Source organism: Clostridium sp. (assembly GCF_051656525.1).
Taxonomy (GTDB): Bacteria; Bacillota; Clostridia; order Clostridiales; family Clostridiaceae; genus Clostridium.
The window spans coordinates 1-1,064 of the sequence record NZ_JBOGCC010000071.1 but is presented as its reverse complement, the minus strand read 5'-3'; the positions used below and the strand labels follow the sequence as shown (position 1 = coordinate 1,064).

The following is a 1,064-nucleotide window of genomic DNA, read 5'->3' as shown; positions in this document are numbered from 1 at the left end:
AAATAAAAGTTTAGGAGAGAAATTGACAAAGCTTTCAGAAAATCCTGAGATGCCAAAAGATTACTATAAAGTTTGGAATGGTGGAAATAAAGATATGGAGTATTTAAACTCTTTAAAAACACCTAAAGAAAAAGAACTTGTTGAAACATATTTTGATTTTAGAAAAGCTAGAGATGAAGCAAATAATAACTATTTTGCAGAATATGAAAAAATAGAAAATGTTCAAAAAGAACATGGGTTTTATAATGGATTTGCTAGTTGGTTAGAGGAAAATAAAGAGGAAAAAGAGGCAAAATGGAGAAAGTGGACAGATAGAATTATAGCTGATAGCAACTTGGTTATAGAAAAGGAGTATAAGAATGTTGAGTTTAGAGGTAAGGGAAGAGTTGAAGGGACAATTGATTTAGGTTCAGGTTACAATAAACTAAGGATAACAGAGCAATTTACAGGTAAGTATGGAACAAATATAACTTTAGGACCATATGCTAAACTTAAAAATATAAATGTTGTAGAAGTTGGAAGAGCTATTGGTGATGAGAACAATCCATCTTTATCAGGAAATCACTCTTTAACTTTAGATATAGATACAGGTGTAAAAGATAAAAATGGTCATCTTATACAGCATGCTTTTAGAGACTCTGATAGAGATATAGAGTTTACTAATGCCAATACATTAATAAGTGCTGATAAAAATAGATTTGCAATAGAGATAATGGTTTCTAAAATAGATGATAATACTATTATAAATATGGGAAGACCTTTAGAAACAACAGTTAGAAATTTAACTAGTAATGGGGATAAATTCCTAATATCTAAGATAACTTTAGATTCTGATTCTATAGTACATGAAATTAAAGATTTAGAAAGAGCTGATGAAAAAGGAAACTCTTTAGTTCAAGTTATTGTAAAAGATAAAGTTCAAGGATTAGATAGCTTAGAAAATGAAGTTTATAGAAGTATTAAAGATGCTAAAAAAATAGGTAGCATATGGGAAACAACTACTGCAACAAATAAAAAAACTGTATTTGGTGGAATTAGAGAGCAGGAAGCATTAAGTGAATTAA

1 protein-coding gene is annotated in these 1,064 nt (G+C 28.9%); it reads left to right on the top strand.

Translation table 11 applies throughout. The features are described from left to right. Positions 1 to 22: 22 nt before the first annotated feature. Positions 23 to 1,064, top strand: a 1,042-nt coding sequence (locus tag ACRDDY_RS02410) for a hypothetical protein (protein WP_438563378.1), incomplete at its 3' end; no start/stop codon positions are given.